This is a genomic window from Pontibacter ruber (genome assembly GCF_023630205.1).
GTDB lineage: Bacteria > Bacteroidota > Bacteroidia > Cytophagales > Hymenobacteraceae > Pontibacter > Pontibacter ruber.
This window is the reverse complement of record NZ_JALPRR010000001.1, coordinates 335,037-353,950: the sequence shown is the minus strand read 5'-3', so window position 1 is coordinate 353,950 and position 18,914 is coordinate 335,037. Positions and strand designations below refer to the sequence as shown.

At 49.4% G+C, this 18,914-nt stretch carries 14 protein-coding genes and 1 tRNA gene; 5 read left to right on the top strand and 10 right to left on the bottom strand.

Annotated features, from left to right (window positions below; all coding sequences use genetic code 11):
- Window positions 1-55: 55 nt before the first annotated feature.
- The 5 genes from MJ611_RS01440 to MJ611_RS01420 form a co-directional block, all read right to left on the bottom strand.
- Window positions 56-880, bottom strand: coding sequence for a helical backbone metal receptor (locus MJ611_RS01440; protein ID WP_250427575.1), 825 nt, complete (start codon window positions 878-880; stop codon window positions 56-58).
- A gap of 95 nt (window positions 881-975) precedes the next feature.
- Window positions 976-2,046 (bottom strand): M42 family metallopeptidase, encoded by a 1,071-nt coding sequence (locus MJ611_RS01435; RefSeq protein WP_250427574.1) that lies wholly within the window; start codon window positions 2,044-2,046, stop codon window positions 976-978.
- Window positions 2,047-2,152: 106 nt separating this feature from the next.
- Entirely contained in the window at window positions 2,153-3,712 is a 1,560-nt protein-coding gene (locus tag MJ611_RS01430; RefSeq protein WP_250427573.1) for an acyl-CoA carboxylase subunit beta, read from the bottom strand.
- A 194-nt stretch (window positions 3,713-3,906) separates the two neighbouring features.
- Window positions 3,907-6,501, bottom strand: coding sequence for an ATP-dependent Clp protease ATP-binding subunit (locus MJ611_RS01425; protein ID WP_250427572.1), 2,595 nt, complete (start codon window positions 6,499-6,501; stop codon window positions 3,907-3,909).
- Between the two features lie 117 nt (window positions 6,502-6,618).
- Window positions 6,619-7,203 carry a WbqC family protein gene (locus MJ611_RS01420; RefSeq protein ID WP_250427571.1) on the bottom strand — a complete coding sequence of 195 codons (585 nt, stop codon included), beginning with the start codon at window positions 7,201-7,203 and terminating at the stop codon, window positions 6,619-6,621.
- 292 nt (window positions 7,204-7,495) lie between these two features.
- On the opposite strand from MJ611_RS01420, the gene MJ611_RS01415 reads away from it, so the two are divergent.
- The gene (locus tag MJ611_RS01415) at window positions 7,496-8,413 is read left to right on the top strand and encodes a lysophospholipid acyltransferase family protein (RefSeq protein WP_250427570.1); all 918 of its coding nucleotides are present in this window, start codon (window positions 7,496-7,498) and stop codon (window positions 8,411-8,413) included.
- Window positions 8,414-8,488: 75 nt separating this feature from the next.
- Here MJ611_RS01415 and MJ611_RS01410 read toward each other — a convergent pair whose 3' ends face one another.
- Window positions 8,489-9,115 carry an L-threonylcarbamoyladenylate synthase gene (locus tag MJ611_RS01410; RefSeq protein ID WP_250427569.1) on the bottom strand — a complete coding sequence of 209 codons (627 nt, stop codon included), beginning with the start codon at window positions 9,113-9,115 and terminating at the stop codon, window positions 8,489-8,491.
- Between the two features lie 245 nt (window positions 9,116-9,360).
- Between MJ611_RS01410 and mltG the strand changes: the two genes are divergently transcribed.
- From mltG to MJ611_RS01390, 4 genes are all read left to right on the top strand, one after another.
- Window positions 9,361-10,422, top strand: coding sequence for an endolytic transglycosylase MltG (gene mltG / locus MJ611_RS01405; RefSeq protein WP_250427567.1), 1,062 nt, complete (start codon window positions 9,361-9,363; stop codon window positions 10,420-10,422).
- Between the two features lie 125 nt (window positions 10,423-10,547).
- Window positions 10,548-10,961, top strand: a complete 414-nt coding sequence (locus MJ611_RS01400) for an acyl-CoA thioesterase (protein WP_250427565.1) — start codon at window positions 10,548-10,550, stop codon at window positions 10,959-10,961.
- Window positions 10,958-11,923 (top strand): YihY/virulence factor BrkB family protein, encoded by a 966-nt coding sequence (locus tag MJ611_RS01395; protein WP_250427560.1) that lies wholly within the window; start codon window positions 10,958-10,960, stop codon window positions 11,921-11,923. Before MJ611_RS01400 ends, MJ611_RS01395 begins: the two co-directional genes overlap by 4 nt.
- A 295-nt stretch (window positions 11,924-12,218) precedes the next feature.
- A tRNA-Ser gene (locus tag MJ611_RS01390) sits at window positions 12,219-12,303 on the top strand.
- A 184-nt stretch (window positions 12,304-12,487) separates the two neighbouring features.
- Here the strand turns inward: MJ611_RS01390 and MJ611_RS01385 are convergent.
- From MJ611_RS01385 to MJ611_RS01370, 4 genes are all read right to left on the bottom strand, one after another.
- Window positions 12,488-14,923 carry a TonB-dependent receptor gene (locus tag MJ611_RS01385; protein ID WP_250427559.1) on the bottom strand — a complete coding sequence of 812 codons (2,436 nt, stop codon included), beginning with the start codon at window positions 14,921-14,923 and terminating at the stop codon, window positions 12,488-12,490.
- Window positions 14,924-14,925: 2 nt separating this feature from the next.
- Entirely contained in the window at window positions 14,926-16,308 is a 1,383-nt protein-coding gene (locus MJ611_RS01380) for an HTTM domain-containing protein (RefSeq protein WP_250427558.1), read from the bottom strand.
- Between the two features lie 27 nt (window positions 16,309-16,335).
- Window positions 16,336-17,448 carry an imelysin family protein gene (locus tag MJ611_RS01375; RefSeq protein WP_250427557.1) on the bottom strand — a complete coding sequence of 371 codons (1,113 nt, stop codon included), beginning with the start codon at window positions 17,446-17,448 and terminating at the stop codon, window positions 16,336-16,338.
- A 93-nt stretch (window positions 17,449-17,541) separates the two neighbouring features.
- Entirely contained in the window at window positions 17,542-18,639 is a 1,098-nt protein-coding gene (locus tag MJ611_RS01370; protein ID WP_250427556.1) for a DUF4856 domain-containing protein, read from the bottom strand.
- Between the last annotated feature and the right edge of the window lie 275 nt (window positions 18,640-18,914).

The window sequence follows — 18,914 nt, the reverse complement described above, 5'->3', positions numbered from 1 at the left end:
GTTGCAAACTGCTGCCATAGTAGCCACAAGTTACGCTGCCGCTAAACCTGCGGCATTATTTGCCAGCTATACTATACATTCGTTCCTGCTTTACCTCCTCTATAAGCTGTTCCAGGTACTTTGGCGCCTGTAACAACCTGCTGCCGTACCAACTGAACATCTCGCCATCCACCACTTTTATACTTGCCTGCGGGCATAACTCCCGGAATTCGGCAATATTTTTCTTTTTAAAGGGGTAAGGCTCCGATGACAAAAGTATAAGCTGCGGATTAGCATGCTGCAACTGCTCCGGCGATACTTCCGGGTAGCGGGCGGTATGGGCAAACACATTGGCAAAGCCACAGCGCTGCAGCATGTGATCGATGATGTTGTGGCTGCCTACGGCCATGTAAGGCTTGCGCCAGATAAAGTAGGCGGTAGCTATACTTGGCTGCACCGGCTGTAGTTGCTCAAAACCGGATTTTATACTTTGTACAAGCGCCACTGCTTTTGCTTCAGTGCCGGTCAATAGGCCTACCTGTTGCATCATCTCCAAAGCATCCTCCAAAGTATAAATATCGCTCATCCATACCCTATACTTAGCCTGCAGTTGCTCTATGCCTTCCTTATAGTTTTCCTCCTTATTGCCGATGATCAGATCCGGCTGTAGCTGATCTATCACCTCAAATTTGAAATTTTTGGTGCCGCCAATGATCGTTTTCTGTTTAACCTGCTCCTTAGGGTGAATGCAGAATTTGGTCAAACCCACCACACGATCTCCCAGACCCAGATCGAAGAGCAGCTCAGTTTGCGATGGCACCAATGATACTATGCGCTGCGGGCTTTGCTGCAGCATGATCTGGTGACCCATCTGGTCGGTGAAGGTTTTGGGGAAGCTCATGTTCAAAAATAAGGAATTTGCACAGGCCATTAAAACAAAAACCTCACAGGTACAGAAGACGCTGTGAGGTTTTTCACCTGGCTAAAAGTGAAATCTTATTTCAGGTAACGGAAGTCCTGCTTGTCTTCGATCTTAAGCAGTGTTTCGTAAATCAGTTTGGTTACGTTCTCCACGTCATCCTTGTGCACGGTTTCCACGGTGGTGTGCATGTATTTCAGCGGAAGCGAGATCAGGGCAGAAGCCACACCTGCATTCGAGTAGGCAAAGGCATCGGTGTCGGTGCCAGTGGCACGCGAAACAGCCGAGCGCTGGAACGGAATATCCTTTTCTTTAGCGGTATTGATGATCAGGTCGCGCACGTTGTTTTGAACTGCCGGACCATAAGCGATCACCGGGCCTTTGCCACAGTGAATGTCGCCGCTGTTCTTTTTGTCATACATCGGCGATTGCGTGTCATGCGTTACGTCAGTTATGATGGCTACATCCGGTTTGATGCGATGCGCGATCATTTCAGCACCGCGCAGACCGATCTCTTCCTGCACAGCATTTACAACGTAAAGGCCGAACGGTAAATTGTGTTTTCGCTCGTGGATCATGCGGGCCACTTCGGCAATCATGAAGCCACCGATACGGTTATCAAGGGCGCGGCCTACATAGAACTTGTTGTTCATTACCGTGAACTCGTCCTCGAAAGTAGCCACACAACCTACGTGTATGCCCATTTCTTCCACTTCGTCGCGGCTGCTGGCGCCGCAATCCAGGAATACGGTTTCTATGGTAGGGGCTTTGTCGTTCTCTACTTTGCGCACGTGGATGGCCGGCCAGCCAAATACCGCTTTCACAATACCCTTTGAAGTATAAATGTTCACACGCTTGGAGGGTGCAATCAGGGCATCAGAGCCGCCATTACGCTTCAGGTAAATGTAGCCTTCCGGGGTAATGTAATTTACAAACCAGGAGATCTCATCGGCATGCGCCTCGATCACAACTTTGTATTCTGCCTCCGGGTTAATTACGCCTACTACAGTGCCGTAAGTGTCTACAAAATAATCGTCGATGTATGGCTTTACATACTCCAGCCACATTTTCTGGCCTTCTACCTCAAAGCCGGTAGGAGAGGAGTTGTTCAGGTATTTCTGCAGGAATTCAAAAGATTCTTGTCTCATCAATGTCAGTTAACAATTACCAATAAAAAGTTATCACATGATAACGGGTCAAAGCAAGGTTTGTTTAACAGCGCCTTGCTCACTGTTAAATGCTTACTGTTTACTGTTACAACGGAATATTGCCGTGCTTCTTGCGTGGCAGTTGTACTGCCTTATTTTCCAGCATCTTGAACGCCTTGATCAGCTTGGCGCGTGTTTCAGATGGCATGATCACCTCATCAATAAAGCCACGGTGTGCGGCGCGGTAAGGTGTAGCAAACTTCTCTTTATACTCCTGCACCTTCTCTGAAAGCTTTGCTTCCGGATCTTCGGCCATCGCGATTTCACGCTTGAAAATGATCTCGGCAGCGCCCTGCGCACCCATTACGGCGATCTCGGCAGTTGGCCAGGCATAGTTCATGTCGGCACCAATGTGCTTGGAGTTCATCACGTCGTAAGCGCCACCATATGCCTTGCGCGTAATAACCGTAATACGTGGCACAGTAGCCTCGCAGAAAGCATACAGCAGTTTGGCACCGTTGGTAATGATGCCACGCCACTCCTGGTCGGTACCTGGCAAAAAGCCCGGCACATCTTCCAGCACAAGCAATGGTACGTTAAAGCTGTCGCAGAAACGTACGAAGCGGGCAGCCTTGGTGCTGGCGTTTATATCCAGTACACCGGCAAGTACGGCAGGCTGGTTGCCCACAATGCCAATGCTGCGGCCACCCAAGCGGGCAAAACCTACCACAATGTTCTCCCCGAAGTTCTTGTGCACCTCAAAGAAAGAATCTGTATCGATGATGCCCTCTATCACCTCACGGATGTCGTAGGGTTGGTTCGGGTTTTCCGGTACAATGGTGTTCAGCACTTCGCGTGTTTCGTCGGCAGCCGGCTGGTAGGGCAGGGATGGAGGCAACTCCTCGCAATTCTGCGGGATGTAGCTCAACAGTGTTTTGATGTAGTTGATACATTCAACCTCGTTGGCGCAGGAGAAGTGGGTAACACCGCTCTTGGTGCTGTGCGTGCTGGCACCACCCAGTTCTTCCGACGTAACGTTCTCATGTGTAACGGTCTTCACCACGTTCGGGCCTGTCACAAACATGTAAGAGGTGTTTTCCACCATCATGATAAAGTCGGTGATGGCCGGAGAGTATACGGCACCGCCCGCGCATGGCCCCATTATAGCAGAGATCTGCGGGATAACGCCGGAAGCCAGTGTGTTACGATAGAAAATATCGGCATAGCCACCTAGCGATACCACACCTTCCTGGATGCGGGCACCGCCCGAGTCGTTCAGACCAATAACCGGAGCCCCGTTCTTCATGGCTAGCTCCATGATCTTCACGATCTTTTCGGCATGTGTTTCAGAAAGAGAACCTCCCAGTACAGTGAAGTCCTGTGAGAAAACATAGACCAAACGGCCATTGATGGTACCATAGCCAGTTACCACGCCATCGCCCAGGTAATACTGCTTGTCCAGACCGAAGTCTTTGGAGCGATGCATCACAAACTTACCGATCTCCTCAAAAGAATCCTCGTCCATTAAAAGGTGGATGCGCTCGCGTGCAGTTAACTTACCTTTCTGGTGCTGAGCTTCTATTCTGTCTTGCCCGCCGCCCAGCAGCGCTTCTGCGTTTTTGCGCTCCAGCGTTGCGATCTGGCTTTGTCTGATTTCTCCTGCCATGTATACTTTGTATTACAGTCGTGTGTAGATCAAAATGATTTGTTTTCAAATTTAAAAACTATGCGGCGAAATCCTTTATGAATGTATTATTTTTTAGATATGTGCAAGCAGGCTGTTGGGGTACAAGTATAAAACCAGCAAAAAATAAGGGCTGCCCCGGTCAGGGCAGCCCTTATTTTTATACTTAGAACAAGTTATTCTTTCGTTTTGTCAGAATCCGACGACTTGGTAGGCTCTGTCTCTTCCTCGTCAGAGGCAGAGGTTTTGCCTTTCTTGCCGTTGCTCTTCTTGGAAGCGAAGGTCAGTTGCTCTTTTCCTTCCTCGTAGTCAACCTGCAGGGTATCGCCTTGCGCTACTTCGGCTTTCAGTATCTCTTCCGCAATCGGATCTTCGATATACTTCTGAATAGCGCGGTTCAGCGGACGGGCGCCATACTTCGGATCATACCCTTTCTCGGCAACAAAGTCCTTCGCCTTGTCTGTCAGCTCGATCTTGTAACCAAGTGTTTCAATACGCTTGAACAGCTTGCTGAGCGAGATCTCGATGATCTTGTGCATGTCCTCACGGTTAAGTGAGTTGAACACGATCACGTCGTCCAGACGGTTCAGGAACTCAGGCGAGAACGTTTTCTTCAGCGCACTGGCAATGGTTCCTTTCATGATATCGTCCACGTTCTCGGCGCGTGTCTTCGACATGAAACCGATACCGGCACCAAAGTCCTGCAGGTCGCGGGCACCGATGTTAGACGTCATGATGATGATCGTGTTACGGAAGTCAACCTTGCGGCCTAATCCGTCTGTCAGAATACCATCGTCCAGCACCTGCAGCAGCAGGTTGTATACATCCGGGTGCGCTTTCTCGATCTCGTCGAGCAACACCACAGAGTATGGCTTGCGGCGGATCTTCTCGGTCAGCTGACCACCTTCTTCGTAACCTACATAGCCTGGAGGCGCTCCCACTAAGCGAGATACGCTGAATTTCTCCATGTACTCACTCATGTCGATACGTACTAGGGCGTCTTCCTTATCGAACAGGTAGGTAGCCAGTACTTTGGCAAGCTCTGTTTTACCAACACCGGTTGGGCCCAGGAACACGAACGAACCAATCGGCTTCTTCGGATCTTTCAGGCCAACACGCGTACGCTGGATCGCTTTCACCAGCTGCTTGATGGCTTTTTCCTGACCAATCACTTTTCCGCTCAGTTCTTCGGCCATGTTCAACAGCTTCTGACCTTCGTTCTGGGCGATACGCTTCACAGGAATGCCTGTCATCATGGCAATAACTTCTGCCACATTTTCCTCTTTTACTGTGTAGCGCTTTTTCTTGGTCTCTTCTTCCCAGTTCTTTTTCGCTGTATCGAGCTGGTCGATGAGTTTTTTCTCTTTATCGCGCAGTTGTGCAGCCTCTTCATACTTCTGGCTCTTCACCACGCGGTTTTTCTCTACCTTGATGTTCTCGATCTGCTCTTCCAACTTCAGGATATCCTCAGGCACCACGATGTTGTTGATGTGCACACGCGCACCCGCTTCATCCAGTACGTCGATAGCCTTATCTGGCAGGAAGCGGTCGCTCATGTAACGATCAGAAAGCTTCACGCAGGCCTCAATAGCCTTATCAGTATAGTTTACGTGGTGGTGATCCTGGTACTTGTCTTTGATGTTGTTCAGGATCTCGATCGTTTCTTCCGGAGTAGTCGGATCTACCATTACCACCTGGAAACGACGGGCCAGGGCACCATCTTTCTCGATGTACTGGCGGTACTCATCCAGTGTAGTAGCACCGATGCATTGGATCTCGCCACGGGCAAGCGCAGGCTTGAACATGTTAGAGGCATCCAGCGAACCAGAAGCGCCACCGGCACCTACGATGGTGTGCAGCTCATCGATGAACAGGATCACGTCCGGAGATTTTTCCAGCTCGTTCATTACGGCCTTCATACGCTCCTCGAACTGGCCACGGTACTTGGTACCAGCCACCAGCGATGCCAGGTCCAGGGTTACCACACGCTTGTTAAAGAGCACGCGGCTCACCTTTTTCTGGATGATGCGCAGGGCAAGACCTTCGGCAATGGCAGTTTTACCAACACCAGGCTCACCGATCAGGATCGGGTTGTTTTTCTTGCGACGGCTCAGGATCTGGGCCACACGCTCAATTTCTTTTTCACGGCCCACAATCGGGTCCAGCTTGTCTTCTTCTGCCAGTTTGGTCAGGTCACGGCCAAAGTTGTCAAGCACCGGAGTGCGCGACTTTTCACCAGGCTTTTTGCTGGTGCTGCTGCCGGAACGGGACGAGCTGCCAAACAGTTTGTCTGAATCATCTGAATCATCCGTATCAGACGACGCAAGCGGATTATTGCTATGATAATCCAGAGAGTCTCTTATTGCTTCGTAGTTCACGTTAAATTTGGCTAATATTTGTGAAGAAATATTGTCTTCATCCCGCAGGATGGATAATAGGAGGTGTTCTGTGCCAATGATATCACTCTTGAAGATCTTTGCCTCCAGGTAAGTGATCTTCAGCACCTTCTCCGTTTGCTTGGTAAGCGGGATACTGCCAGTAATATTATTGTTCTGCGTAGCTGTATTGCGTGTAGCTTGTTCTAAAGCGTACTTTAATTCATCTATCGAAACACCCAGCTTTTTGAGCAGGGCAATGGCGGTACCTTCTCCTTCCCGGATCATGCCCAGCACCAGGTGTTCGGTACCGATGTAATCATGACCAAGTCGGATAGCTTCCTCACGGCTGAGCGAGATTACCTCCTTCACTCGGTTTGAGAATTTAGCTTCCATGTATACTCTATAAATCTAAAAAAAGTCAAAGTTTGATAATTGGTTGAGGCAAACAGGAGATGCCTTGATTTTAAAACACGCTGTGTAATACAATTGTTCAAACGTGCAGCAGCAGCCTTACTGTAAATACGAAAGCGACTCAGGTCCCTGTGTAAACAACAAGTCAATTATACTTAGCTCTTGTACAAATTGTTTGCCAAACACTTGAGTATAGGGTTTTACGTGCAAAATGTCAGGAATGATTTTAGGATGTACCTTATTTCTCAGGTCCAGGACATTTTCGGCAGTCGTTTCTTTATAAGATGTGGTGAACTCAAGGGGTTTATTCAGCTTCAGGAACTTCAGGTAAAGTCGTAACAGGCTAACGTTCAGGTCGAACAAATATTTTGGCTGCTGTTCATACACATCGCGGATATAGTCGCTATAAAATTCAAAATAAGGTGCCCGCCCGTAGGCAGCCTGTATCGTGCGCCAGTGTACGTTGTGCCATTTCTGGCTGTAGTCGATCTCAATTTCGGTAATATGCGTCTTGTCTTTGCTGTTGCCCCGGAGCACCGGTATGCTCAGCGGCATAACCCCGTGCGCGGTCAGTACCTGGCACCGGTTGCGGTAGCTCTGCTTTACGTAGTTTTCGTGTTGCTCCACCAGTATACTATCGGCCTGCAGCGCGTGCCGGAAGTACTGCAACGGTGGGTTATACATTGTTTCGGTAAGAAGGATCAAGCTTGGTTAATTATGAATTAGAAATTATGAATGGAAGTAGCCATACCGGAATGCTTTGGCTGCAGATGTTCCTTTTGCTAATAAAATCTAAATAGTTTAAATGAAAAAGATTTCACGCTATTTTATTGCTACGATGGGTGCTGCTGCTATGTGTTGTAAGCTTCGTTGTAAGTCTAAAATATATATGCGGGACTACCTGGCTCAATTTCTAATTCATAATTCATAATTTCTAATTCTATTAGGTTGTACCTTTGCAACTGCTCTTGTGCAGATGAAGAAAAGTATAAACATCCCTCTGTTGTATTACCCGCTTTGGCTGCTGCTCAAAGGTTTGTCTTTGTTGCCACTGCGTGTACTATACGTGCTCTCCGAATTTTTATTCCTGATCATATACTATGGGATCGGCTACCGTAAAAAAGTAACGATGCAAAACCTGCGCAATTCTTTCCCGGAGAAAAACGAACAGGAAATACACCAGATAGCGAAAGACTTTTACCACCAGCTGACAGATGTGATTGTGGAAATTCTGAAGTTGGTAACCATAAGCAGAGAAGAGCTAAAGCGCCGGCTTGTTTTTGCTAACCAGGAAGTGCTGGATGACTTTGTGCAACAAGGCAAGCCTGTTATAACCATGGGCTCGCACTCGGGTAACTGGGAGTGGATACTTTCAGCAGGGGCAGTGCAGTTTGATTTTCCGGCAGAAGGAGTTTACAAACCTCTGAACAATGCTTTCTTCGAGGAGTTTATGCTGTACTTGCGCAGCCGCATGGGGGCTCGCCTGATAAAGATGAAAGACACGTTGCGTGACTTTGCAGCCAACCGAAACAAACCCCGTGTAGTTGCCATGCTCTCTGACCAGACACCACTCCGAAGTGAGATCACCTTCTGGACCACCTTTTTGAATCAGGACACTCCTTTTTATGTAGGCGCCGAAAAGCTGGCACGTAAGTTTAATTACCCGGTGCTGTTTTTGGATGTTTACCGTGTTAAAAGAGGCTATTACAGGCTTGCTTTTGAAGTAATTTCAGATGGCAGCCCATTACCGGATACTGGTACCGAATATCCAATAACAGTTGCCTTCGCCCAAAAGTTGGAAGCTGCCATTCGCCGCGCGCCAGCCGACTACCTCTGGACCCACAAGCGTTGGAAACATCGCCGCGAAGCGACAATTACGAGTGCTGAGTCCTGAGTCTCGAGTCATGAGTTTAAAATATACTTTAATTAGCAAAAAACTCATAACTCAGCACTCGAGACTCAGAACTCTTTAAAGGTACTGCTCAATATCCCCGGCACCTTCTCTGAGCACCTCAAAATTGTTTGAGGCGTCCACTACCGTAGAAGCCACGTTGTTGCCATAGCCTCCGTCAATTACCAGATCTACCAGGTTTCTATACTTTTCATAGATCAGCTCCGGGTCAGTGCTGTATTCTACAACCTCGTCTTCGTCGCGGACAGAGGTAGAGATGATGGGGTTGCCCAGTTCGGCTACAAGTGCCAGCGCAATTTTATTGTCGGGTACCCGTATGCCTACCGTCTTCTTTTTAGCAGTCGCATACTTGGGTGCATTGCTGGTAGCGTCCAGCACAAAGGTGAAAGGGCCGGGCAATGCTTTTTTCATTACCTTATAAGTAGGCGTGTCGATCCGGGCGTAATCAGAGATGTGGGTAAGGTCTGAGCAGATAAAGGACAGGTTTACCTTGTCAGGCTTTACGCCCTTGATCTGGCAGACACGTTCTATCGCGCGCGCATTGTGAATGTCGCAGCCTAGCCCGTAAATAGTATCGGTAGGATAAATGATCACGCCGCCTTTGCGAAGAATTTCTGCTGCTTCCCTGATCTTGTTCTCCTGCGGATTATCCGGGTGAATTTTCATGAAGATTGCGTTGGCCATAGTTTTATACTTGTTTTAAAAGTAGCAATTTAAGATAGGCATACTCTTTTACCGGGGCAAACGTTTTCGGAGTGTACATCATACCTTGACTTGCCAATCTGCTCTGGAGCACTGTTTAAGCGGATCAGTAAAGATAATTCGCTCAATCACACACCCACTCATTCACAATTAGCAACATAAGTGTTATTTTTGGGGCTTGAATAACAACCGGCGCGTTGCTTTGTGCTGCTGCGCCTTTACCAACTATGGCTACAACCACTCCTAAAAAAAGAAAAGAGAAAAGTAAACTGATACCGGGGCTTATTGTGCTGTTCCTGTTCCTGTTTGTCAGTTTTTCCTATTACGCCTACCAGATCGTGTACACCCCCAACGTAGACACCAAAGGCCAGGAAACTTATGTGCATATCCCGACCGGAGCCACCTACTCACAGGCGCTTGATTCGGTAGAAGCAACCGGTACCATCATCGACAAGTTATCGCTGCGCTTTATGGCCAAGCTCATGGACTATGACAAACTGGTAAAGCCAGGCCGTTACAAGCTCGAAAATGGCTGGGGCAACCGCCAACTGATCGGGGTGCTGCGCCTCGGGGAGCAGGATCCGGTAAAACTGACATTTACAAACATCCGCCTGCGCAGCCAACTGGCCGAAAAGCTGGCTGCCGAAGTAGAGCCGGAGCAGAGTGAGCTGGACAGCCTGCTCAATGACCAGGCCTACCTGCAGACACTCGGGTTTGATACCGCCAACGTGGTAAGTATGTTTGTCCCGAATACCTACGAGGTATACTGGACCATAACAGCGCCGGAACTGATGCAGCGCATGAAGACCGAGTATGATAAGTTCTGGACAGCCGAGCGCAAAGCCAAAGCCGAGAAGCTGGGGCTGTCGCAAAAGGAAGTGTCTACCTTGGCTTCCATTGTGCAGGCTGAAACCATCAAGAACGACGAAAAGCCACGTGTGGCAGGCGTATACCTGAACCGCCTGGAAAAAGGGATGTTGCTGCAGGCTGACCCGACCGTGGTGTTCGCCGTGCGTGATTTTACCATCCGTCGGGTACTCAACAAACACCTGGTATTCGATTCTCCTTACAATACCTATAAGTATAAAGGCCTTCCTCCGGGCCCGATCAACATGCCGAACATATCCAGCATCGACGCGGTGCTGAATCCGGAGCAGCACGACTATATCTACTTCTGCGCAAAAGAAGATTTTTCCGGATACCATAGTTTTGCCGTAACACAGGCACAGCACCTGGATAATGCCCGCCGCTACCAGCGCGCCCTTACGGAAAGAAACATCTTAAAGTAATTGTTGATTGTTAATTGATGATTGTTTTTTCTCCTGCTTTGCTACATGAGGTACAAGCATTGTTTAAGTATAACTGAGAGAGCAATCAATGATCAACAATCAACAACCAACAATCAGCAATTAACATGTTCGAATCAGAGGTACAGATACGCGTGCGGTATGCGGAAACCGACCAGATGGGTTATGTATACTACGGCAATTACGGCGCCTACTACGAGGTAGCCCGTACGGAGGTGTTCAGAAAGCTGGGCATACATTACAAGGAGATGGAAGCGACCGGTACCATGATGCCGGTGCTGGAGCTCAAATGCAAGTACATCCGGCCGGCAAAGTACGACGATCTGCTCACGATAAAGCTGTTGCTTAAGCACAAGCCGCACGGTACCCGTATAAAGTTTGAGTACGAAGTATACAACGAGGAGCAGACGCTGCTGAACGTAGGCGAAACCACAATGGTGTTTGTCGATATGAAGACAGGCAGACCTACAGCAGTGCCGGAGCTGATTCACCAGAAGTTGGACGCGTATTTTACCGAATGAGGCTAAACCAGCAATACCTGAAGCGCCGCCGTGCGTACCGCAAATTTATCGTGTTCCTGAAGAAATGGCGTTTTAACAACGGGCAATCTTCGGTGTACGAGGTAGCGGACGTTCTGTTGGGCGAGCTCCGGCTCGATTCTGTTACCAAGCGGGCTTCGTACATGGCCTTCAACTTTACGCTGGCCATCTTCCCGACCATCATTTTCCTTTTTACGCTGATCCCCTACATCCCCAGCATCCTGTCGCTGGATTTGGGGGAGAGTATCCTGAGCTTTCTTTCGGATTTTCTGCCGGAGGAGATGTATACCGTAGCTTACGGAACGATCGACGACATTGTGAACAAACCACGCGGGGGCTTGCTATCGTTTGGTTTTTTGTTTGCGCTTATACTTTCCACCAACGGCATCATGTCGCTGATGGACGCATTCGATAAGAAGTATCATACCTTTTACAAGCGCACCTACTTCAAAAAAAGACTGATCGCGACGTTGCTCACAGTAGCCTTGTCATTTATACTTCTGCTGGCGGTTTCGGCCATTTTCTTCGGGCAATGGATACTGGATGTGCTGGTGTTTTACGAGGTGGTGACCGAGACCTATACTTATACTTTGATCGTGATCCTGAAGTATATCGCGATCATCCTGCTGTTCCTGCTTGCCACTGCGCTCATCTATTATTATGTGCCGGCTATCCAGGACAAGTGGCCTTTTATTTCGGCAGGAGCGGTAGTGGCTACCGGGCTTATTTTTCTGGTGTCGATGGTGTTTTCGCTCTACATCAGTGCTTTCGATACTTACAACAAATTCTATGGCTCCATCGGCGCGCTGATCGGTCTGATGATCTGGCTCGATTTTATTTCGATGATCCTCATACTGGGCTTTGAAATCAATGTAAGCATCGACACCGTCACCAAGCGCCTTACCCGTAAAAGCATCCGCACCAGCGCGAAAGTAACCAAGTAATATCTGGCATACTGCCCTGTTAGGGTAAGAGTACGAAAGAGAAGCTAAGATTCATACTTTGGAAGGTATAAACCGGCAGTCAGGTAAATTTCCAGCAGTGAAGTAGTAATGGAAAAGGAAAAGCTATACTGCAGCTTGTGTTAGACTGCTGCTTTTGCTGCAGGTAAAATAAATGGTTAAAAATTTTCTCTTTGACATTCAAATGGTTGTAGATTATACTGCAAAACTGGCGAAAAATATTATCGTATAGTTTTGAAAATTCAGTCGGGCACTATACTTTTGTGCAAGATTAATTAGAGAGTTGGCGGAGTGGTCGAACGCGGCGGTCTTGAAAACCGTTGACTGTAACAGGTCCGGGGGTTCGAATCCCTCACTCTCTGCTGGTAGCGATACTACAGAAAAAAGCCTGCAAACGATAAGTTTGCAGGCTTTTTGTTTTAAGTAGCTTGTCGCTTTCGCAAAAGCCGCAAGCCACGAAGCACCATCCGGTGCTTCGTGCTAAATTCTCCTCTTATACTTAGTAAGCTATACGAAAGCCTGTTGATGTTGCTCCTGCCGCTTCGGTTATAACTTGAACTGCAGGGTTACATAGTAATTTCGCGCATCTGACGGGATAATGCCAGGGCCGGGATAAGCTGTAGCACGACGCGTGAAGTAGCGGTTATCGGTCAGGTTATTGATACCAGATTCCAACGTGAGGCGCTTGTAAGTATAGCTTCCTGACAAATCCATTACCCAGTAAGCCGGAATCTCACCAAACACAGCGGTTAAGTCTATATCTCCCGGGTTACTACCTGTGTTTTCTGCATCGGTATACTGGCTGGAAGTGTAGGCGTACTGGTAAGACAGCTTGAAGTTTTTTTGCCTGAAAGACAAACCAGTCTTGGCAATGAACGCAGGTGCCAGTTCCACTTTATTACCATCGATGGCTTTGTTCGGGCTGGTATACCTAGTGTCTACCAGCGTCAAGTTGGAGAAGGCAGAGAGCCCGGTACGATGCTGCTTTCCGTAGATCAGCTTCAGGATATCAACTTCGGCAAATGTCTCTATACCTCGGTTACGTGCCTTGCCTATGTTTTGGCGTAGCAGGTAAGTTCTGTACATAACAGTATCTTTTTCCGATTTCAGCCCTATGCGGTTATCATACATCAGGTTAAAAATACTAAAGTCGAAGTTGATCACGTCTGCAATACCACCGCGCACACCCAGATCAGTACTATATCCCTTCTCGTCCTGAAGATAAGGGTCAACCTGTATGTTGGAGTTCACGATCCGCATATCGTTGAAGTTGATCGCGCGGTAGTTCTGAGAATAGTTGCCGTATACTTCAAGGTGATCGGTTTGCTTGTAACTAACTCCCAATCCGAACAGCACCAGCCCGCGCGTATTGGTGCGGCTTTCCGGTATACGCTCCTCGTACAGGATATTACCCGCCTGGTCTTTGCTGATCACATCGTAGCGACCTTCTGCTTTGGTTTTGATCCACTCGTAGCGGACACCCGGCGTTATACTTAGCTTTGGAGTGATGTTGAAAATGTTCTCTGCAAATACAGACAGGTTGCGGCTTGGGTAGTCGTAGTCAGAAATGTCGGGGTTGCCGTTGTCGGGATAGTACCTGAAATCAGCGTCGGATCCGGCAGAGCCATAGCCTTGTTTCTGATCGGTAAAGCCGTGGTAATAGCGCGTACCCACCAGAAGGGTAGAGAAACTGCCCAGCAGGTCGTAGCGGTGAATCAGGCGCGTTTCGTTGCCAAAGTTGCGGAACTTGTCCTGCAACAGCAGGCGCTCCTCCATCGGGTCAGGCCGGTTGATCTTCTCCAGGTATCCCAAGGCATCGCGCTGTGCCACCAAGCCGAAATTGCGCACGTTCAGCTTGGTGCGCTCGCTCAGGCGGTAGTCCAGCGTCAGGGCCAGTAGATTCCAGTTCACCTTAAACCAGTTGCGCTCCCGCACCGATTGCCGTGCATCCTGCTTAAAGGCCGCATCCGTCAATCCGCCCGGCTGCTGCGCCAGGTAATCCATGTAGGTATAATCAAAGCCGATCTCCAGTCTGTCGTTTGGCTTGTAATGTATAGAGCTGAAAGCTGTGTGAGCGTTAAATTCAGAATTGTCGCGCCAGCCATCGCCGCGTTTGTATTGGTAGTAGCCGTAGTAATGAAACTTGCCTTTGCTGCCGCCTATGCTGTTAAAGGTGTTCAGAAAACCCCAGGAGCCGACGGTCTGGCGGCTAGTCAGCTCGAATGGCTTGTCTTCGGGGCCTTCCTTCATCACAAAGTTGATCATGCCGCCGAACTGCGTGCCATACTGCAGCGATGCCGCACCGCGCACTACCTCGATCCGGTCCAGCGCCTCGGTAGGAGGGGTGTAGTAACTTTCGGGGTAGCCAAGTGCATCGGCAGAAATGTCGTAGCCGTTCTGGCGGGTATTGAAGTTGGAGGTACGGTTCGGGCTGAGGCCGCGTCCTCCGATGCCGAGCTGCAGACCGGCACCGTCGCTCTCCCAGATATTAAGGCCGGCTACCTTGGCAAACACCTGGCGGCTGTTGTTGGTGGCTTTGTTGGCTGTGATGTCGTTTAGCACCACCACTTCGCTCTTTTTGCCTTCGTAAATGGCAGCTCCTTCCACGGAGTTCAGGCGGGTAATGCCAAAGGTCTTCTCGCGCTCCCCTTTTACTTTTACCTCGCTTAGCTTTCCTTCCAATGGCTTCAGATCGAAGTGCAAGGTTACATTGGCATTGCTGATGGTTACCTGCTGCGTTGCGCTGCCCAGCCCCAGGCTATAAGCTGTTAAGGTATAAGTGCCGGAGGCTAAGCCACTGATCGTATAGTTGCCCCTGGCATCCGCTTTCGTGATGCTTCCGTTGTTGGTAAGCAGCACTTCGGCAAGCGGAACAGGTTGTTTTGAATTGGCATTCGAGATAGTGCCGGAGATACTATAGGTTTGAGCCAGTGTGAGTTGCAGGCTGCCTATTACAAGTATAAATGTGAGCAGTAAGCGCATGTTTATTCTTTTTGCCCCACAGCTTCGGGCTGCAGTGCTTTTTCTTCAAAAGGTAATATCCAGTATTTGGGCAGGAAGCTTTCTTCTTCGGCTGCCAGGTTTGTCTGCGGGTTAATCAGGAGCCTGCTGCCACGGCCGTTCATGCTGACGTATGCTTCGGCGCGTACCTGCGGAGCAGGCATGCCTTTGGCTTTAAAGTCATCGCGCAGCATGTGGGCAAACTGCAGCAGCATGTCCGGCTGGGTGGCCATCATCTTTTCCTGGTTCACCGTCAGGTAATCCCGGTTGTGGATCTCTGTTTCCCGTCCGGTTCGCGGATCGCGCACATAAAAGAAGGCAGTCCCTGTTTTTTCCATCAGCATCACGCGCCACGAAAAACGGTAGCCCTGCTCGGTCCAGAATAGCTTATCCGGGTAAAGTAGAAAGCGCCAGGGCACCAGCACCTGCAACACAAAATGCACAGCCAGCAGCGTAAGCAGTATGCTTTGTACTGGTCTGAAAACGGGTGCAAAGATCGTGTTTTCCGGCGACTTTACCCTTGCAATGCTGCGCAATAGATTAAGGATCTTTTCATGAAAGCCAGCAGAGAAGAATACCAGCGTGCTTAGCATCATGATATAAGGGAACATGCCGATCTGGAACAGCACTGCCGTAAGTACATGAAAAACAACAACAGTAAGGTACGCCAGTGGCCTGCTTTTGCGCCAGCTCAGGAAGAAGGGGATGGTCAGGTCGTAAAAAGCGCCGAACCAGCAGAAAACGTACGCCACCCATACTTTATCCAGCAACGGCCCGATAAGGGGCAGGTGCGTGTGCGCCGGCAGCCAGAAGCGCAGCGGCATGGCCTCCAACAGCCAATCGGTGTTAAGTTTAGCTACGCCCGCATAAAAGTATACCAGGCCGAGTTGCAGCTGAAAGATCAGCACCGTCCAGCGCGGTAACTGGCTCACCCAGAGCTGCGGCCTGCGCAGCACATCCAGGGAGAAGTGGCGGTGCGCCGGCACCAGCATCATCAGCAGGGCCACTATACTTACAAAGTAGTAGTGGTTCAGGTAATTGGTTTTGTCGATGAGCTCGACATAGGTAAAACTGAGGAAGAACAGCGTAGCCGACCAGCGGTAAAACAGCCCGAGCATGATTCCCAAAGCCGAAAGGGCCATCAGCCCAAACAAGGTATACATCCCTGTTTCGCCCAATGGTTTTACCCATTCAAAGCCATAGTAGGGGAAGTATACTTTCGGCATCACATACAGATCGTACACCCAGCCTTTCGCCATAAAGCGTACGATACTGCCCAGCATCATCCCTCCGAAGATGATGCGGAATACAGCCAGCGGAGCGGCAGATACCGGGGCAGTTACGTATGACTTCAGCTGTTGCAGCATAATTTATACTTCCGGAGTAGATGCGGGTTAATCGCCGTCGTTATCGGTGTAAGTGATGGTTACACCCAGTGCGGCTGGCATGTCCGTTTTCGTCAGGATGATGAGTTTCTGCAGTTCTTCATACACTTTGCTTACAGCCTGCGGGTTGCTGGTCACAGCCTGGGATAAGGGCCCTTGCACGGCAGCTACAGCAGCCAGGGTAGCATCGTACTGCTGCGCGATAGCCGCCGAAAGGGTTTGGTTGTTATACTTGGCGCCCACGTGGTCCAGGTAATCGTCCAGTCCCGGGCCGTTGACGCCTGTGGCAGACTGCCCTAGGAAGATCGCCTTCTGAGCTTTCAGGTTTCTTTCCAGCAGCGCCAGCGAGGTGCCACTGTAATATGCTTCTACTTTGTCTGGCAGCGGCGTGCCAGCATTCGTTTTGCCTGCCGGGATACCTACTTTGTAGCGCTTGGTAATGTCGATGTCTGAGTTGAGCTGGTTAACCAGGTTGCCTGCCGAGCTGCCTACTGCTGTGCCTGCCGCTTCCTTGAAGGTTTTAGTGGCAGTTCCGGTGCTCCAACCAGTATAGGTAGCCTCTGTCTGCTGCTTGATCAGGGCTGCTACATCCTGCAGGTATTTTTTACGGTTGGCAGCACTGGCTGCAGTGGTATACTGGTCAACTACCGCGGCTTCGCTGGCCTGCCCGTAGAGCAGGTAATCGAGCGCCGGAAACCCTTTTGCCGATAAGTTTGTCGAAGCCTTCAGATCATAGGTGCCTGCTGTAATGTTGCTCTCGATCTGGGTAGTGGTGGTTGGGTAAATGTTCAGGTTGTTTCGAAGCATCTGCTCATCGGCCGGCCCGAACTCATAAACACTTACATCCTGCCAGGCCAGGTACGCTTCCTGGTATTCCTTTCGGGCATCAGCCAGTGTCGTAACGGATGGAGTGGTCGTGAAAACGCTTATGGCCGTTGTCATCTCGCCTACTTCTTTGTTAAAAGCCTGATAGCCGGGCACGATCAGGTTATCGGCATAATTGTTCAGCATGGCCTGGCGGTCATAATCTGAGCTTGGGCCTGACTCGTTGTCGGAGTTACAGCTTGCCAGCAGGGCAAGGCAGGCCAGTGCCGAAAGCGAATATTGTTTTATCTTCATCATGCTTTATAGTATGAAAAGAGCAGCAGCCAGGGCATATAGTATGCCGTAGCTGCTGCTGAGGTTATCTTTTATTTATTCGTAAAGGCGCAGCCACTACAGCTGAGATTTGATGCTATCCATGCCATAAGCTGCGCTCAGGATGTCTATTGCAGCTGAAATGTCAGCGCCGGTAGTGTTGTAAAGGTTGGTGCCGATTTTGGCCAGCACTTCGTTGTACTGTGCGTCGGTTAGCTTACGATCCGTCTTGAATTTAAGGCCCATTACAAAACCGATTGCCTCTGACAGGTAGTGGCTCTTTTTAGCCTGATCTGCCTGGTTCGTCTTCGCTGCGTTCAGTTCATGTATAGCCGAAGCCACTACAAGGCGCTCCCACTCTGTGCGGATGGTCGCGATGGCGGCGTCTTTGCCTTTCATGTCTTTTGCCGAGATAGCCGCACGTCCTTTCAGGAAAGCATCCATCAAAGCTTTGTTGCTGCCCAGGGCGGCATTTACCTGGTTGCTGTAGTTAGCCCAGTATTTCAGGTTGTTCAGGTTGGTCGGGAAGTCGGCAGGAGCGCCGAAATAACCAAAAGCCTCGTCAAAATGATGCTCCATTTTAGTGCCTTCGCCTTCGGTAACGGTGGCGTTATCAACGGCTGCACCTGTTTTATCGGCTGTCAGGTAAACGTCAACTGCTTGGTAGTAGAAAACAGCTCCCATCATGCCTTTTGAGATCACTTGTCCCAGTTCTACACCGTTGGCATCTACCAGGTACGGCTTGTTATCTGCTGTGGTAAGTATACCGGCTTTACCTTTCAGGGCAGGGGTGCCGGCCGATAGGCTCGCATTGGCAACCGCATCAAACAGACCTTCGAATACCGGCTGAGCCGATACAACGGTTTTATCTTTCAGCTGCTTGCCAGAAGTATTCAGCGCCGGATCAGTGAACGGTGCGTTTGCGTTCGCATACATGTTCTTTAGTTTCTGCGCATTCAGGACCTTGCCGTTATTGCCGGTCTTGATATACGTATCCAGTTCTGACAACATACTTATCCGGGCAGTCTGGCCGGAATAATTCACATTTTCGAAGTTGTAAGTGGTTGGTACGTTATAGGAAGCCGTTTCTTCTTTATCGTCGGAGCAGGAAGAGAAAAGCGTGCATGCCGCAAGAGCTGCCATTGCAAGCGTTCTGAACTTAGGTGTTGAAAGCATATGGTGTAGAGGATCTTTTTATTTAGACTGATTATAAATATGCTGCAAAGCTAATAGGCAGTTCCAAGTCGGGCAAGAATTATTTAGAATAATTTTAAATAAAGTTCATGCCCCCTTTATAAGTAGCTGTGACACTTACTGCTGAAGTGTTTGCATGGTTGCTATAGTAGAAGGGAAGGCTGTATGATAATGTTCTAAAGCTTAGGCGTGGCATCTGGCGAGTTGAATAAAAAAACCGCTCCAGTAAGTAGAGCGGTTTTTACAGGTGCCAACAG

Excerpts from the sequence above, each read along its gene's own strand:
- MJ611_RS01440 (WP_250427575.1), bottom strand. The coding sequence starts at position 880 with ATGAGCTTCCCCAAAACCTTCACCGACCAGATGGGTCACCAGATCATG.
- mltG (WP_250427567.1), top strand. The coding sequence starts at position 9,361 with ATGGCTACAACCACTCCTAAAAAAAGAAAAGAGAAAAGTAAACTGATA.
- MJ611_RS01430 (WP_250427573.1), bottom strand. The coding sequence starts at position 3,712 with ATGGCAGGAGAAATCAGACAAAGCCAGATCGCAACGCTGGAGCGCAAA.
- MJ611_RS01380 (WP_250427558.1), bottom strand. The coding sequence starts at position 16,308 with ATGCTGCAACAGCTGAAGTCATACGTAACTGCCCCGGTATCTGCCGCT.
- MJ611_RS01370 (WP_250427556.1), bottom strand. The coding sequence starts at position 18,639 with ATGCTTTCAACACCTAAGTTCAGAACGCTTGCAATGGCAGCTCTTGCG.
- MJ611_RS01415 (WP_250427570.1), top strand. The coding sequence starts at position 7,496 with ATGAAGAAAAGTATAAACATCCCTCTGTTGTATTACCCGCTTTGGCTG.
- MJ611_RS01410 (WP_250427569.1), bottom strand. The coding sequence starts at position 9,115 with ATGGCCAACGCAATCTTCATGAAAATTCACCCGGATAATCCGCAGGAG.
- MJ611_RS01385 (WP_250427559.1), bottom strand. The coding sequence starts at position 14,923 with ATGCGCTTACTGCTCACATTTATACTTGTAATAGGCAGCCTGCAACTC.
- MJ611_RS01425 (WP_250427572.1), bottom strand. The coding sequence starts at position 6,501 with ATGGAAGCTAAATTCTCAAACCGAGTGAAGGAGGTAATCTCGCTCAGC.
- MJ611_RS01400 (WP_250427565.1), top strand. The coding sequence starts at position 10,548 with ATGTTCGAATCAGAGGTACAGATACGCGTGCGGTATGCGGAAACCGAC.
- MJ611_RS01375 (WP_250427557.1), bottom strand. The coding sequence starts at position 17,448 with ATGATGAAGATAAAACAATATTCGCTTTCGGCACTGGCCTGCCTTGCC.
- MJ611_RS01395 (WP_250427560.1), top strand. The coding sequence starts at position 10,958 with ATGAGGCTAAACCAGCAATACCTGAAGCGCCGCCGTGCGTACCGCAAA.
- MJ611_RS01435 (WP_250427574.1), bottom strand. The coding sequence starts at position 2,046 with ATGAGACAAGAATCTTTTGAATTCCTGCAGAAATACCTGAACAACTCC.
- MJ611_RS01420 (WP_250427571.1), bottom strand. The coding sequence starts at position 7,203 with ATGTATAACCCACCGTTGCAGTACTTCCGGCACGCGCTGCAGGCCGAT.